11 protein-coding genes and 1 pseudogene are annotated in these 15181 nt (G+C 63.0%); 9 read left to right on the forward strand and 3 right to left on the reverse strand.

What is annotated here, in order from left to right; all coding sequences use genetic code 11:
- The 5 genes and pseudogenes from HP546_RS04280 to HP546_RS04300 form a co-directional block, all read left to right on the forward strand.
- A pseudogene (locus tag HP546_RS04280) lies at window positions 1-125 on the forward strand (1-(5-phosphoribosyl)-5-((5-phosphoribosylamino)methylideneamino)imidazole-4-carboxamide isomerase); the annotation flags it as partial.
- A gap of 269 nt (window positions 126-394) precedes the next feature.
- A complete protein-coding gene (phaC, locus tag HP546_RS04285) occupies window positions 395-2074 on the forward strand; it encodes a class II poly(R)-hydroxyalkanoic acid synthase (RefSeq protein WP_172220110.1) in 1680 nt (559 codons plus the stop codon).
- Between the two features lie 62 nt (window positions 2075-2136).
- Window positions 2137-2988 (forward strand): poly(3-hydroxyalkanoate) depolymerase, encoded by an 852-nt coding sequence (phaZ, locus tag HP546_RS04290; RefSeq protein ID WP_172220113.1) that lies wholly within the window; start codon window positions 2137-2139, stop codon window positions 2986-2988.
- Window positions 2989-3045: 57 nt separating this feature from the next.
- Window positions 3046-4728 carry a class II poly(R)-hydroxyalkanoic acid synthase gene (phaC, locus tag HP546_RS04295; protein WP_172220115.1) on the forward strand — a complete coding sequence of 561 codons (1683 nt, stop codon included), beginning with the start codon at window positions 3046-3048 and terminating at the stop codon, window positions 4726-4728.
- Window positions 4729-4741: 13 nt separating this feature from the next.
- The gene (locus HP546_RS04300) at window positions 4742-5356 is read left to right on the forward strand and encodes a TetR/AcrR family transcriptional regulator (RefSeq protein ID WP_172220118.1); all 615 of its coding nucleotides are present in this window, start codon (window positions 4742-4744) and stop codon (window positions 5354-5356) included.
- 142 nt (window positions 5357-5498) lie between these two features.
- On the opposite strand, the gene HP546_RS04305 is transcribed toward HP546_RS04300, so the two are convergent.
- Both HP546_RS04305 and HP546_RS04310 read right to left on the reverse strand, forming a co-directional pair.
- The gene (locus HP546_RS04305; RefSeq protein WP_172220123.1) at window positions 5499-6275 is read right to left on the reverse strand and encodes a phasin family protein; all 777 of its coding nucleotides are present in this window, start codon (window positions 6273-6275) and stop codon (window positions 5499-5501) included.
- Window positions 6276-6285: 10 nt separating this feature from the next.
- Window positions 6286-6705 carry a phasin family protein gene (locus HP546_RS04310; protein ID WP_172220126.1) on the reverse strand — a complete coding sequence of 140 codons (420 nt, stop codon included), beginning with the start codon at window positions 6703-6705 and terminating at the stop codon, window positions 6286-6288.
- A gap of 178 nt (window positions 6706-6883) precedes the next feature.
- Between HP546_RS04310 and HP546_RS04315 the strand changes: the two genes are divergently transcribed.
- Window positions 6884-11674 (forward strand): DUF6543 domain-containing protein, encoded by a 4791-nt coding sequence (locus HP546_RS04315; protein ID WP_172220129.1) that lies wholly within the window; start codon window positions 6884-6886, stop codon window positions 11672-11674.
- A 48-nt stretch (window positions 11675-11722) separates the two neighbouring features.
- Here the strand turns inward: HP546_RS04315 and HP546_RS04320 are convergent, their stop codons facing one another.
- Window positions 11723-11998, reverse strand: coding sequence for a polyhydroxyalkanoic acid system family protein (locus HP546_RS04320; RefSeq protein WP_033701930.1), 276 nt, complete (start codon window positions 11996-11998; stop codon window positions 11723-11725).
- Window positions 11999-12122: 124 nt separating this feature from the next.
- Here HP546_RS04320 and ubiE point away from each other — a divergent pair, with 124 nt between their 5' ends.
- The 3 genes from ubiE to ubiB are packed head-to-tail and all read left to right on the forward strand — an operon-like array spanning window position 12123 to window position 15132.
- A complete protein-coding gene (ubiE, locus tag HP546_RS04325; protein ID WP_172220132.1) occupies window positions 12123-12893 on the forward strand; it encodes a bifunctional demethylmenaquinone methyltransferase/2-methoxy-6-polyprenyl-1,4-benzoquinol methylase UbiE in 771 nt (256 codons plus the stop codon).
- Window positions 12893-13516 (forward strand): SCP2 domain-containing protein, encoded by a 624-nt coding sequence (locus HP546_RS04330; RefSeq protein WP_172220135.1) that lies wholly within the window; start codon window positions 12893-12895, stop codon window positions 13514-13516. The genes ubiE and HP546_RS04330 overlap by 1 nt, the downstream gene beginning before the upstream one ends.
- Window positions 13513-15132 (forward strand): ubiquinone biosynthesis regulatory protein kinase UbiB, encoded by a 1620-nt coding sequence (gene ubiB, locus HP546_RS04335; RefSeq protein WP_172220138.1) that lies wholly within the window; start codon window positions 13513-13515, stop codon window positions 15130-15132. The genes HP546_RS04330 and ubiB overlap by 4 nt, the downstream gene beginning before the upstream one ends.
- Window positions 15133-15181: the final 49 nt, after the last annotated feature.

Genomic DNA, 15181 nt, shown 5'->3' on the forward strand with positions numbered 1-15181 from the left:
CCTGGGAATACCTCGAACAGCTGTGCCTGCGCCAGGCACAGCTGTGGGCCGAGTACCTCGACGAACTGCACAAGGCCGGAAAGTCCCGCGACCCGGCCGAAGCCGTGGTCAAACTCATGCTCTAGCGCAAGGCCTGCAAGGTTTAGAGCGCATTTTCTAAATTCATCTGTTTGAATGCCCTACAGACAGCCCAGTGACGGGCTGTCTTGCGCATTACATGAAAGTCGGGTAACCAATGGGTGTGGCAAGTTCCCTGCATCACCTTGCAGGCAGTCAGAACCCCCGCAGCACCGCTGTTCCTTATCACTGGTCACCCGAGTAGCAGTACCGGGCTCAGGACTGTGCTTCCGGCACAGGCATCCGGTACTCGTCTCAGGACAACGGAGCGTCGTAGATGAGTAACAAGAACAACGATGAGCTGCAGCGGCAGGCCTCGGAAAACACCCTGGGGCTGAACCCGGTCATCGGCATTCGCCGCAAGGACCTGTTGAGCTCGGCACGTACCGTGCTGCGCCAGGCCGTGCGCCAACCGCTGCACAGCGCCAAGCATGTGGCCCACTTCGGCCTGGAGCTGAAAAACGTACTGCTGGGCAAGTCCAGCCTGGCCCCGGAAAGCGACGACCGTCGCTTCAACGACCCGGCCTGGAGCAACAACCCGCTGTACCGCCGCTACCTGCAAACCTACCTGGCCTGGCGCAACGAACTGCAGGACTGGGTCGCCAGCAGCGACCTGTCACCCCAGGACATCAGCCGCGGCCAGTTCGTCATCAACCTGATGACCGAAGCCATGGCCCCGACCAATACCCTGTCCAACCCGGCAGCGGTCAAACGCTTCTTCGAAACGGGTGGCAAAAGCCTGCTCGATGGCCTGTCGAATCTGGCCAAGGACATGGTCAACAACGGCGGCATGCCCAGCCAGGTAAACATGGACGCCTTCGAGGTGGGCAAGAACCTGGGCACCAGCGAAGGTGCCGTGGTGTACCGCAACGACGTGCTGGAGCTGATCCAGTACAGCCCCATCACCGAGCAGGTGCATGCCCGTCCGCTGCTGGTGGTGCCACCGCAGATCAACAAGTTCTACGTGTTCGATCTCAGCCCGGAAAAAAGCCTGGCCCGCTACTGCCTGCGCTCGCAGCAGCAGACGTTCATCATCAGCTGGCGCAACCCGACCAAGGCCCAGCGCGAATGGGGCCTGTCCACCTACATCGACGCGCTCAAGGAGGCTGTCGACGCGGTGCTGGCCATTACCGGCAGCAAGGACCTGAACATGCTCGGTGCATGCTCTGGCGGCATCACCTGCACCGCGCTGGTAGGCCACTACGCCGCAATCGGTGAAAACAAGGTCAACGCCCTGACCTTGCTGGTAAGCGTGCTGGATACCACCATGGATAACCAGGTGGCGCTGTTCGTCGACGAGCAGACCCTGGAAGCCGCCAAGCGCCATTCATACCAGGCCGGCGTGCTCGAAGGCAGCGAGATGGCCAAGGTGTTCGCCTGGATGCGCCCCAACGACCTGATCTGGAACTACTGGGTCAACAACTACCTGCTCGGCAACGAGCCGCCAGTGTTCGACATCCTGTTCTGGAACAACGACACCACGCGCCTGCCGGCCGCCTTCCACGGCGACCTCATCGAAATGTTCAAAAGCAACCCGCTGACGCGCCCGGATGCACTGGAAGTGTGCGGCACCCCGATCGACCTGAAGAACGTGCACTGCGACATTTTCAGCGTTGCCGGCACCTCCGACCACATCACCCCGTGGCAGTCGTGCTACCGCTCGGCGCACCTGTTTGGCGGCAAGATCGAGTTCGTGCTGTCCAACAGCGGCCATATCCAGAGCATCCTCAACCCGCCGGGCAACCCCAAGGCACGCTTCATGACGGGTGCCGACCGCCCGGGCGACCCGGTAGCCTGGCAGGAAAACGCCACCAAGCACGCCGACTCATGGTGGCTGCACTGGCAAAGCTGGCTGGGCGAACGTGCAGGCGAGCTGAAAAAGGCACCTACCCGCCTGGGCAACCGCGCCTATGCCGCTGGCGAAGCCGCACCGGGCACCTACGTTCACGAGCGTTGAGTTGCAGCGCCGTGGCGCCCTGCTGGGCGCCACGGTGTTAACTTCACCCAAGAGTCACGCGCATGCCGCAACCCTATATCTTCAGGACCGTCGAGCTGGACAACCAGTCCATTCGCACCGCCGTCCGGCCAGGCAAGCCACACCTGACACCGTTGCTGATCTTCAACGGCATCGGAGCCAACCTGGAGCTGGTGTTTCCGTTCATCGAAGCACTGGACCCGGACCTGGAAGTCATCGCCTTCGACGTACCCGGGGTCGGCGGGTCGTCCACGCCACGCCACCCGTATCGCTTCCCCGGGCTGGCCAAGCTGACGGCACGCATGCTCGACTACCTCGACTACGGGCAGGTAAATGCCATCGGCGTGTCCTGGGGCGGCGCCCTGGCCCAGCAGTTCGCCCACGACTACCCCGAGCGCTGCAAGAAGCTGGTGCTGGCCGCCACCGCCGCCGGTGCGGTGATGGTGCCGGGCAAGCCGAAAGTGTTGTGGATGATGGCCAGCCCACGGCGCTACGTGCAGCCGTCGCACGTCATCCGCATCGCACCGATGATCTATGGCGGCGGCTTTCGGCGTGACCCCGAGCTGGCCATGCACCATGCGGCCAAGGTGCGCTCCGGCGGCAAGCTGGGCTATTACTGGCAACTGTTCGCCGGGCTTGGCTGGACCAGCATCCACTGGCTGCACAAGATCCAGCAGCCGACCCTGGTGCTGGCCGGCGACGACGACCCGCTGATCCCGCTGGTCAACATGCGCCTGCTGGCCTGGCGGATTCCCAATGCCCAGCTACACATTATCGACGACGGCCATCTGTTTCTGATCACCCGGGCCGAAGCCGTCGCCCCGATCATCATGAAGTTCCTGCAGCAAGAACGACAGCGCGCGGTCATGCACCCACGCCCGGCCTCGGGTTTGTGAGGGCGACGCAAAACCTGTGGGAGCGGCTGAAAATGGCTTAGACGAGGGAATGTTGCCATGAAAGAAAAACCGGCCAAAGGATCGACAACGCTCCCCGCCACCCACATGAACGTGCAGAACGCCATCCTCGGCCTGCGCGGCCGCGACCTGCTGTCCACCCTGCGCAATGTCGGCCGCCATGGCCTGCGCCACCCGCTGCATACCGCGCAGCATCTGCTAGCCCTCGGCGGGCAACTGGGGCGGGTAGTGCTGGGCGACACGCCGTACCAGCCAACCCCCCGTGACGCGCGCTTCAGCGACCCCACATGGAGCAGCAACCCGTTCTACCGCCGCAGTCTGCAGGCGTACCTGGCGTGGCAGAAGCAAACCCGCCAGTGGATCGAGGAAAGCCACCTGAGCGACGACGACCGGGCCCGCACGCACTTTCTGTTCAACCTGCTCAACGATGCCCTGGCCCCCAGCAACTCGCTGCTCAACCCGCTGGCCGTCAAGGAGCTATTCAATACCGGCGGCCAGAGCCTGGTGCGTGGCGTGGCGCACCTGCTTGAAGACCTGCGCCATAACGACGGCCTGCCGCGCCAGGTAGACGAGCGCGCCTTCGAGGTAGGCGGCAACCTGGCGGCAACCCCCGGCGCGGTGGTGTTTCGCAATGAGCTGCTGGAGTTGATCCAGTACAAGCCGATGAGCGAAAAGCAGCACGCACGCCCACTGCTGGTGGTGCCGCCGCAAATCAACAAGTTCTACATCTTCGACCTCAGCGCGAGCAACAGCTTCGTCCAGTACATGCTCAAGAGTGGCCTGCAGGTGTTCATGGTCAGCTGGCGCAACCCTGACCCCCGCCATCGCGAATGGGGGCTGTCGAGCTACGTACAGGCCCTGGAGGAAGCACTCAACGCCTGCCGCAGCATCAGTGGCAACCGCGACCCCAACCTGATGGGTGCCTGTGCTGGCGGCCTGACCATGGCCGCGCTGCAAGGTCACCTGCAGGCCAAGCAGCAGCTGCGTCGGGTACGCAGCGCCACCTACCTTGTCAGCCTGCTGGACAGCAAGTTCGAGAGCCCCGCCAGCCTGTTCGCCGACGAACAGACGATCGAGGCAGCCAAGCGCCGCTCGTACCAGCGTGGCGTGCTGGACGGTGGCGAGGTGGCGCGGATTTTCGCCTGGATGCGGCCCAACGACCTGATCTGGAACTATTGGGTCAACAACTACCTGCTCGGCAAGACACCACCGGCCTTCGACATCCTTTACTGGAACGCCGACAGCACGCGCCTGCCCGCCGCGCTGCATGGCGACCTGCTGGACTTCTTCAAGCTCAACCCCCTCACCTACCCGGCCGGCCTCGAAGTGTGCGGCACGCCCATCGACTTGTCGCAGGTCGACCTCGACAGCTTCACCGTTGCCGGCAGCAATGACCACATCACCCCATGGGACGCGGTGTACCGCTCGTCCCTGCTGCTGGGTGGCGAGCGCCGCTTCATCCTGGCCAACAGCGGGCATATCCAGAGCATCATCAACCCGCCCGGCAATCCCAAAGCCTACTACCTGGCCAACCCCAGGCTTTCCAGCGACCCGCGTGCGTGGTTCCACGACGCCAAGCGTAGCGAAGGCAGCTGGTGGCCATTGTGGCTGGAATGGATCACCCCACGCTCGGGCCCGCTGAAGGCACCCCGCACCGAACTGGGCAACAGCACCTACCCACCGCTGGGCCCCGCGCCAGGCACCTATGTCCTGACCCGATGAGCATGTTCACTGGATGAAGACCCGCGACCGTATCCTCGAATGCGCCCTGCAGCTGTTCAACCAGCAGGGCGAGCCGAACGTATCCACCCTGGAAATTGCCAACGAACTGGGCATCAGCCCAGGCAACCTGTATTACCACTTCCACGGCAAGGAACCCCTGGTGCTAGGGCTTTTCGAGCGCTTTGAAGAGGCGTTGATGCCCTTGCTCGATCCACCGTTGGAGGTTCACCTGGAGGCTGAGGACTACTGGCTGTTCCTGCACTTGATCGTGGAGCGCATGGCCCAGTACCGGTTTCTGTTCCAGGACCTGTCCAACCTGACTGGCCGCCTGCCGAAACTGGCCCGCGGCATGCGCAGCCTGATCAACGCACTCAAGCGCACGCTTGCGGCATTGCTGGCCAGCCTCAAGGGCCAGGGCCAGGTGGTCAGCGAGACGCAGGCGTTGGGGCAGTTGGTGGAGCAGACCACCATGACCCTGATGTTTTCGCTGGATTACCAGCGGGTGCTGGGGCGCGAAGGGGATGTGGGAATTGTGGTGTATCAGGTGATGATGCTGGTGGCGCCGCATCTGCAACCGCAGGCACGGGCGGCGGCGGAGCAGTTGGCAGTGAAGTATCTGGAGGAGTAGACCTGTCCGGGATGTATTGCCCTTGCCGACGCATTCGCGGGTGAATCGGATCGCCGCACCGCCGCTCCCACAGGCATAGCGTGGTCCTGTGGGAGCGGCGGTGCGGCGATCCGATTCACCCGCGAATAAGGCGAACGCGGTATCAGATCAGGGTACCGGTGCCGGTAGGTGCCGACGGCGTGCTGCTGGCGGGGGCCGCGGCAGGTGCCGGGGCGGCGGTCGCAGCTGGCGCAGCGCTGGCTGCTGGGGCTGCTGGCTTGGCGGCTGCCGGTTTGGCCGGCGCTTTCTTCACAGCTGGTTTCTTCGCTGCCGCTGGCTTGGCCGCTGCAGGCTTGGCTGCCGGCTTCGCAGCAGCGGTTTTGGCTGCTGGTTTTGCCGCTGCAGTTTTAGCTGCAGGTTTTGCCGCGGCAGTTTTTGCCGCTGGCTTGTCAGCTGCCGCCTTGGCCAATGGCTTGGCCGCTGCCTTGCGTGCCGCCGGCTTGGCCGCAGCCGCGCGCGACGAAACGGGCGTAACCGAAGCGCCGGTCAGTTTCTCGATCTGTTTGGTCAGGCTATCCACCTGCTGGTGCAGGGCCTTGATCTCGTTGCGGCTTGGCACACCGAGGCGCGAGATGGCGCTGTTCAGGCGCTTGTCAAAGGCCTCTTCGAGCTCACTCCACTTGCCCAGCGCACGATCTTTCACGCCCGACACACGCGAAGTGGTCGATGATTTGGCGCTGTCGGCTACCTCTTCAGCGGTTTTCTTCGCTTGCTTCTCGGCCTTCTCGCCATCCTTCACCAGCGAGTCGAACAGCTTGGGGCCGTCCTGGTCGACTTTCGAGTAGATACCCAGCCCCGCCAGCCAGATCTTGCGGGAATACTTCTCGATCCCGCCGACCCAGGAGCTGCCTTCTTTGTCGGAATTCTTCTTGCCAGCCATCCTGCTCTCCTTATGGTTTTTGCGCGACACGCTCAAGCAGCTCGTGCAGCTGTTCAAGCTTGATCGACAACGCTTCAACGTCATGTTTAGACGGAATGCCAAGGCGATTCAAGGCGCGACCGACCCGCGCGTCGAAAGCTTTTTCGATTTTATCCAGTTGAACTTCGACCTTGCCGCGTACGCGGCTGACCTCATGGGTGGCTTCGTCGATCTGGTGGTTGGCCGCATCGAGCTCTTTGTCGATGCGTTTCTTGCCACGTTTTTCTACGCCTTCACCGGCTTTCACCAGCTCCTGGAAGTAGTCCGAACCTTCCTGGCCCACCCGCGCGTAAGCGCCGATGCCAGCCAGCCAGATCTTGCGCGCGTAGCCGCGCACCTCGCCCAAGGTGCTCTGGGCGTCGTCCTTTTTCTTCACATTCACTTTGGCCATGCTCTGTACCTCATGCTCATGAGTGGAGGAGAAACCGCCCATGGAGGTTGGGCTTGAGCATAAGGTAGGGCGGGAAATTAGAATCTTCACCCTAAGCATTGCAGCCACTGATCTATCTACCGCCGCGCTGACAAGCATGCGCTCTACCGTCGCCAGCCAAACGACCGGAGCACACTGCATGTCCCACAACCCAGCGGAACCCAGGCCATCGTTCAAACGCCTGGTTGCTTCCCATTTCGCCAAACGACCAGGCCTGCGCGCTGTGGCCGCCAAAGAAGGCTTCGCCGCCCTGACCGGGCGCTATCCCTGGATACGCCAGGGTTACCCACAGCTCGATTCTCTGCAGCCCTTTTACATTCTTCGCGCAGCGTCTGCCCCATGCCCCCTGGTCGACGCACTACTGGCGTGTTTTCTAGGCGCCAGCCCCACAGTGCTGGTGCCTTCCGACCAGGTAAGCCTGGCGCCACCCACAGTTTTTCGCGCTCAGGAACAGGGGGCCGACCCGGCGACCCGGCCTGAAATCAGCTTGAGCATGACCCATCTCGACGGGGACTTCACCGACCTGCTCGGCAGGCTGATCGAGCGTTACCAACAAGCGCTGATCAGTTTCTGGACTGGGCCCAGCGATGCATCAGGGATAACGCCCCTGGAATGGTTGCAGCAGATGCTCAAGGCCGCGTTGCTCGACAATGTTCATCGTCAGGGCCTGAGTGGGGCAGACAGGTCCACCTTGTATTCGCTGATTGTCAGCAGCGGTGAAAGGCCTGCTGTGCAGGCACTGCAGGTAACATTGCAGCGCGATGGCATCACCCGTCACCAGTCACTTCCCGACCTGCTCATCATCACCGCCCCCGGGCAGCGCGTGCTCTGGTGCAGACCATCGGGCATTGTCCACAGCTACGTCAGCCTGTCGGCATTCGCCACCGCGTTACGCGATGCGCTCGCTGGCCAACAGGTGTTCCAAAGCATGTCCTGGGCATATCAGCCTGTAGAAGGTGACCCTTTCAGCTTTCAGGCCACGCAATTGCTCAACGACACGCTCCTGCGCATAGGCCAGGTGCAGGTGGCCAGCCATGACAGCGTCAGTACGCTGGAGAGCACCTTCGACAGGGTCAGCGACCCTTCGAGCTATTTCCTTGACCACGCCTACCTGGCGCCCGACCTTCCAGTGGTCGAACTGCCTGGCTGGCTGGCCCAGGCCAGTAGCACCGAGCGCCTGGACTATTACGCGGCGCTGTTGGAGCTCTCGGCCTGCCAGGCGTTGTCCCAGGGCAAATCGGCGCTGGATGATGTGCAGGACATCCATCGCTATGCAGTCGACAGGCTGCTGCAGAAAATGCCACAGAGGGCCGACGGCAAGCCCCGTTATCACCCAGATCGGGTGATGGTCACATTGTCCGTGCCGATGCAGTACTCCAGTACTGGCCTGGCCCGGCTCGAAATCAGCCGGCATGTGTCGCTCACCGAGCTGATGGTCTCGCGCCTGGACAGCGGCATAGGGGAGTCGGCCACGGGCCTCAGCGACCTGGCTGGCAACGCCCTGGCCGACAAAGACCTGGATCTGGACACTATCGCCCGGTGGATCGGTGAGCTCGACATCGGCGGCAACTACCCCGCGTACCTGGACCACGTTCTGGCCGAGGAACAGGCGACCCTGCAGCGGATACACAATTATGCCCGCGAATGGCGCAGCGGTCTGATGTTCAGTGCTCTCAAAGCCAGGATTGGCGGCAAACTGGACAGCCGCACCCACCAGACCATCAACGATTTCTGCCACGGCGACAGTGACGATCAGCGCCAACTGACCCTGGCCCCGCTCGCCTTTGCCTTCGCTCCCGGGGCCGCAAAGGACGAGGTGGCCTGCATGTTCCTGATCAAGCTGCACGCAACCGGAAACTGGATGCTATATCGCCCGCTCTACCCCGAAGACCCTGTACGGGTGTTCCCGAGCATTGCGCAGCTGATGGATTGCATTCGTACCGAGCCAGCGCTGGGCCAGAGCATGCTCGACTGGATGAGCGCAGCCGCCAGGGCCAGGTATGCCAACGGTGGCTTCAGCAAACCCCACATTCATCCTGAACTTGAATCACTGGCCTATACCTTCAGCCCCTCCACTGCCGTGGTAACCACCATCCTGAAGAAACTCGAGCAGCCCGCCAGCGCCGCGTTCAGGCCATGGCCAACCAGGCTCGATATCCACATGTTCGAAGCGCGGCTCAATGCCATGCGGCAGCTGGCCTCGCGCCAAAGCGTGTCCAATAGCCAGGAACGCTGGGCAATGCTTGTGCATTTTGCCGCCGTGCTGTTCAACACCGCTTTGACCCTATTGCGTGGACCCGCCGCCACCCTTGCGTGGCTCGTCACCAGCCTGATGGCACTGAAAAACGATATTGACGCGCTATCAAATGGCACCGTTGAACAACGAGCGATGGCCACCGCAGATCTGATCAGTAACGTGGCTATGCTGCTGATCCACACCATAGCGACACCCCGCACGCCTGAACCCCAACTGCCAGAACTCCGGCTGAACGACCCATCGCCTGAGCACAGCGGCGTGGTGCAGGTCCCAGCAGAAAAGCCTCGACCACGAGAGTGGCAGCCCGTGACCGAGCAGGTGCCCACAGCCCTGACGGTGAGGCGCTGGCACGCCAACCAGCGCCTGGGAAACCTGCCACCTGCCTTGTTGCGCACCTTGGGCAGCCTGCGTGCGCGGCACTCACTGGCAAGCGCCATCCTGGAAACCCAGGGACGGCTGCGCGGGCTGTTCAAGCTGCAGGGGCGCCATTACGTGAAGCTGCAGGACGATGCCTATGAAGTACAGGAAGAATGGAACGGCATGCGCATCATCGGCCCAGACCAGAGCCAAGGCCCCTGGAGCAGTGAATGGGGAGGCGAGCGGGACGGTTACTACATCGTCGGGCGCGAGCGCCGCAAAGGCCCATGGCTGACCCGCTGGAACGAAGAGTGGGTCATTGACCTGCACCTGCCCGGTGGCATGCCCAAAAGCGCGCGGCAGCTGGCGGCTGAAAATGATGCAGCGTTCCAGGCCGCGATCGTCGAACAGGTCGCCGACAGCAACAGCCTGGCCCGGCTTGCGGAACAGGCAGTGCGCAAACGCCTGGCGCTCGATCCGTTTGACCGCCAACTGCTGTTGTTCGAAAGCACTTACCAGTCACAACTCGGCCTGTTACGTACCGACCCCGGCAACCTGCCCGAAGACATGCAACAAAGCTATGACGCTCTTGGCACCTTGCGCTCGGAGATTCTCCTGGACCTGCAGCTGAGCGCGCGCTGTCATGAAGAGTCGGCACGGCTGATGACCCGCATGCTCCAACGCTGCGAAGCGCTCGCTGAGCCTCGGTTTGCCAAGCTTGCGCTGGTGAAGGAACAGTTCGATGCGCAGACTGGCCGTGTAGTGAAACAATCTGCACCCTGGCAGGCAGACAACCAGCGTACCCGGGGTGACCTGGCCTACAAGCTCATCAAGAACGACACTATTTTGTTCCTGAGGCTGCGCCAGCTGGCAGACCATCGCGAAATCGAGCGACAGAATGCCCTGCTTCCTTCAGGTCCACTGGACGCGCAACAGCTGCAGCAATACACCGCAGTGCGCGGCCGCTATCGCGATGTTCTCGCTATCGACCGACGTATCCTCGAGGCCAGCCTGCGCCTTGACCGCAATACCCTGGCCACCCTCAACGATGCGAAAATCCAGTTTGCGGACAAGGAAAACCAGATTCGAAAGTTGATCGAGATGCGCCCCTGTTCCTCGGTCCTGTTGCGCAGGCAGGTCATCGGCGACCTGTACCAGTTGACGTTCGACCGTGCATTGTCGACCGACGTCGATGGCGACGCGTTGCGCTTGATGCACGCCGAGCTGTTCAACGACGACTTTCGGACAGCAGCGATCAGCCATGAACTGTTGGCAGGTAGCGACCTTTCGCTTGCCGACCAGGCTGAAATCCTCAACTACGCCCTGCGCCAGTACGAGCGCGCGACAGGCATTGCCAGGTATCTGCAACTGTGGGAAGACCCGGCGCTGGACATGCCGATGCTGGACGCCTATATCGCTGAAGTCGGCGCCCTCAAGCAGGTCGCAGAAAGCAATCTGAGTACAGTATTGAGCGACAGCCAGCTACCTGACCCGCCTGCGCCGCGGCAGGTGGCTCACCGCATACGCCCGGGGCGCCGCAAGTTGATAAGGACGTCAAGAGGCAGGGCAGTACTGGGCGATGAGGTCGAGGGGTCCAGCCAAATGGCTCAGCATGATCCAGACAGCGGCCAGGTGTTGCAGGTGTACGAGCAACGGGAAGGGCTTTATGACGACACCCCTGCCCCCCAGGCCGGGCCTCGCAACTACCGGGCAATGCGTGAGCGTGCTACATCCTTGATGGGGGGAACGATACGTCTTGAGATTACCGCTCGCCAGTATGTAAGCAGCGATGAACCGAACGGTCTGGCAGACCTCATGGACGGTTTCATCGACAATCTGGACGAGCTGGCGTCCGGGCTCGGCACCAGCCACCAGGACCAAGCGATGACTGCTCGTCTAGGCGAGACCAGCGCCGCGCTGCGCACACTCAAAAACGAACTGCTGACAGTAACCTACCTGAATACTCGCCACCCCGGGAGCGATGCACTGAACTACCTGCACCGGGCAGGCAAGATCATCATCCAGCCAGGCCGGGTGAGAAAACGCCTGCGGGCCGGTGACTTCCTGGATGTCTACACGATCCGCAGGGCAGATCTGCCAGAGGAAACCCTGTGGGAGGCACATTTCCACTATGCCCGTGCAGACGCGGGCTCGCACGATTTCAGCAAAGGCCACCTGAAATTCCCCGAGCCCCTCGGGCTGAGCCGCAGCGCCCGCCTGGAAGCGGCAAGCAGTGCCACCGAGCGAGCCAACGTGTACCGGGGTGACCTCAAACTGGCACAGGTCGAGGGCGTGATACCGTTTCCTGCCTCCTGAAGCCCGATTGGCAGCGCTGCCTGCTCGGCCATCGGCAGGCAGCCCGACTCAGGCCAGGGCCTTGTCCAGCGCGCGCTCGATCTCGCCCTTGATGGTGCCGCTCATCATCGACAGCATCATGCCAAGCTTCAGTTCCACGCGAATGCTGTCATCGCCAATGTGCACGCTGCCGTTGGCGCCGCTGCGCGCCACATCGACGCGATCACCGTTCCAGGTGGCCTTCAGGTCGTATTCGCGGCTGAGTTTGTCGACCAGCGCTTCGGCCTTGGCACGGGCGGCCTCGCGGCCGAGTGAGTGTTTGCGTTCGACGCTGATCTGGGTCATGCGGGCATTCCTGAAGATGTAGACATAATTGGCATTATGCCCGCCCCTGCCCACTGGCACACCCCGCCAAGACAAATCTGCCTGTTCGCCCTAGAATGGCGGTAATTTTTTCCGGTGAAGCGATATGAACGACCAGCGCAAAGGCGAACACGCCGAACCCACCACCCATTTCGGCTACCAGGACGTCCCTGAAAGCCAGAAGGCGAAAAAAGTCGCCGAAGTATTCCACTCGGTGGCCGCCAAGTACGACCTTATGAACGATGTGCTGTCCGGCGGCATGCACCGCCTGTGGAAGCGCTTTACCATCGAGCTGTCGGGTGTGCGCAGCGGCAACCGCGTGCTCGACATCGCCGGTGGGACCGGCGACCTGGCCGCCAAGTTCTCGCGCCTTGTCGGCCCTACCGGGCAAGTGGTGCTGGCCGACATCAACGAGTCGATGCTAAAGGTTGGCCGTGACCGCCTGCTCGACCGTGGCGTGGCCGGCAACATCGAGTTCGTCCAGGCCGACGCCGAGAAGCTGCCGTTCCCGGACAACCACTTCGACTGCGTGACCATCGCCTTCGGCCTGCGCAACGTCACCCACAAGGACCAGGCCATCCGCTCGATGCTGCGCGTGCTCAAGCCCGGTGGCCGGCTGTTGATCCTGGAATTCTCCAAGCCGACCAGCAAGCTGATGTCCAAGGCCTACGATGCCTACTCGTTCGCCTTCATGCCGCTGGCCGGCAAGCTGATCACCAACGACTCCGAAAGCTACCGTTACCTGGCCGAATCGATCCGCATGCACCCTGACCAGGAAACGCTGAAGAGCATGATGGTCGAGGCCGGCTTCGACCGCGTCACCTACCACAACATGACCAGCGGCATCGTAGCCGTGCACCGGGGGATCAAACCCTGATGCTGCTGGCCGGGCTGCTCGCCAGCGTCGAACATGGCCTGAACCGGGTCTTGCGCATGGACAGCACGGCCCTGCCGCGGCTGGCTGCGCTGGAAGGCAAGGTCATAGAGATCGACTGCCGCCAACCGGCCCTGCAGGTGTTCATCCTGCCCGATGAAGAGGGCCTGATGCTCGCCGCCCACTGGCAAGGCGAGGTTGATTGCAGCCTGCGCGCCCCGGCCGGCAGCCTGGCGCAACTGGCCCTGGCCAGCGACAAGACCGCTGTGCTGCACAGCCCGCAGGTCGAACTGCACGGCGACAGCGCCGTATTGCTCGACCTGTTCGGCGTGCTGCAAGACCTGGAACTGGACTGGGAGCACGAACTGCAGCGCTGGCTCGGCCCGGTGGCCACGGCGCTGCTGGCCGGCCATGTCCGCCTGCGCGCACGCTGGACCCGTCAGGGCCTGGCGCGCTTCAGCCGCAACCTGTCCGACTACCTGGCCGAAGAGTCCCGCACCCTGGTCGGCAAGCGCGAAGCCGAAGCCGCCTTCAGCGAACTCGACACCCTGAAGCTTGATACCGAACGCCTCGAGGCGCGCCTGCAGCGCCTTTCCCGATCCCTTGATACCAGCGATAACGCATGAAGCTGCTCGCCGTCCGCCGTCTTTTTCGCATCCAGCGTGTGGTGATCCGCTACCGTCTCGATGACCTGCTGTTCGACCTGCCGCTGCCTTGGTGGCTGATGAGTCTGCGCCTGCTGATGCCATGGCGCTGGCTGCCTCGCAAACCGTCCGAGCTCAATCGCGGCGCACGCCTGCGCCTGGCGCTGCAGGACCTGGGGCCGATCTTCATCAAGTTCGGCCAGTTGCTGTCTACCCGGCGCGACCTGCTGCCCAACGACATCGCCGACGAGTTGATGCTGCTGCAGGACCGCGTACCGCCGTTCGACCCCAAGCAGGCCGTGGCGCTGATCGAGGCACAACTGGGCGCCCCGGTGGCGCAGCTGTTCAGCCGCTTCGACGTGGAGCCGCTGGCCTCGGCCTCGGTGGCCCAGGTGCATGCCGCACGCCTGAAAACCGGCGAAGAGGTGGTGGTAAAGGTGGTGCGCCCAGGCCTGAAGCCGGTAATCGCCCAGGACCTCGCCTGGCTGTTCCTGATCGCCAAGGCCGCCGAACGCGCCTCGGCCGACGCCCGCCGTCTGCACCCGGTGGAAATCGTCGGCGACTACGAAAAGACCATCTACGACGAGCTCGACCTGCTGCGCGAGGCGGCCAACGCCAGCCAGCTGCGGCGCAACTTCGAAGGCTCCGAGCTGATGTACGTGCCCCAAGTGTACTGGGACCTGTGCCGGCCCAAGGTGCTGGTCATGGAGCGCATCTACGGCGTACCGGTGACCGACATGGCGACCCTGGCCGACCAGCGCACCGACATGAAGCTGCTGGCCGAACGCGGCGTGGAGGTGTTCTTCACCCAGGTGTTCCGCGACAGTTTCTTCCATGCCGACATGCACCCCGGCAACATCTTCGTCAGCACGGTCAAACCCTGGAGCCCGCAGTACATCGCCATCGACTGCGGCATCGTCGGCAGCCTCACCTCGGAAGACCAGGACTACCTGGCGCGCAACCTGATTGCCTTCTTCAAGCGTGACTATCGCCGCGTTGCCCAGCTGCACATCGACTCGGGCTGGGTACCGGCGCACACCAAGGTCAACGAGTTCGAGGCAGCGATCCGCACTGTCTGCGAGCCGATCTTCGAAAAACCGTTAAAGGATATTTCCTTCGGCCAGGTGCTGATGCGCCTGTTCCAGACCGCGCGGCGCTTCAATATGGAAGTGCAGCCGCAGCTGGTGCTGCTGCAGAAGACCCTGCTCAACATCGAAGGCCTGGGCCGCCAGCTGTACCCCGACCTGGACCTGTGGAGTACCGCCAAGCCATTTCTCGAGCGCTGGATGCGCGAGCGCATGAGCCCCAAGGCCGTGCTGGGCAATGTCTATAGCCAGGCCGAACAGCTGCCGCATCTGGCGGGCATGGCCCGCGACCTGCTTGAGCGCCTGTCGCAACCGCACCTGCAAGACCCGCAGATGCCGGAACGGCGCCGCCAGGGCGACCGCCGGGCGCTGCGCCTGCTCGGCGCCGGCCTGCTGGGCGGGGGTGCGGTACTGGCTGCCGGCGCCGCCGAAGCCGCCAGCCTGGCCGCCCCGGCTGCCTGGCCGGCCTGGCTGATGCTGGCTGCGGGCCTTTACCTGATTGTGCGCCAATAGCCAGCCGCGCCTGCGGCTGGCACACTAGCGCAAAGGGCCCGGCACAGGA

Origin of the sequence: Pseudomonas sp. CM25 (assembly GCF_013179705.1) — a bacterium.
In the GTDB taxonomy this organism is placed as follows: Bacteria; Pseudomonadota; Gammaproteobacteria; order Pseudomonadales; family Pseudomonadaceae; genus Aquipseudomonas.